The organism is Neglectibacter sp. X4, from assembly GCF_009917365.1.
Taxonomy (GTDB): Bacteria; Bacillota; Clostridia; order Oscillospirales; family Acutalibacteraceae; genus Acutalibacter.
Map to the genome: position 1 here is coordinate 1 of NZ_QWLE01000214.1, position 527 is coordinate 527.

Sequence of the window (527 nt, forward strand, 5' to 3'; positions counted from 1 at the left end):
TCGGCATCGGTCATGATGATAATTTTGTGATATCTCAGCTTGTTTTCATCAAATTCGTTGCCGATACCACAGCCAAACGCAGTAATCATATTCTTGATTTCATCAGAATTTAAAATCTTATCCAGTCTTGCTTTTTCTACATTTAAGATTTTACCACGAAGCGGAAGAACAGCCTGTCTCAATCTGTCACGACCTTGCTTTGCGCTGCCACCTGCGGAGTCACCCTCGACTAAGAAAATCTCAGACTTTGCCGGATCCTTTTCAGAACAATCGGCTAGTTTTCCTGGCAAAGCAATACTGTCAAGAGCACTTTTTCGTCTTGTCAATTCTCTTGCTTTTCTTGCAGCTTCTCTGGCTCTTGATGCACGGAGACATTTTTCTAATATAACTTTCGCCTGAGTTGGATTTTCTTCAAGGAAAGCTGTTAAATTTTCACTGGTAGAAGTTTCTACGAAACCTCTCATCTCAGTATTTCCCAGCTTTGTCTTAGTCTGTCCTTCAAACTGAGGTTCTGTCAGTTTTACAGA

1 protein-coding gene is annotated in these 527 nt (G+C 40.8%); it reads right to left on the minus strand.

Features of this window, described 5'->3' with window-relative positions:
• A partial coding sequence (locus D1841_RS17755) for a toprim domain-containing protein (protein ID WP_237077187.1) occupies positions 1-527 on the minus strand: 527 nt, incomplete at both ends.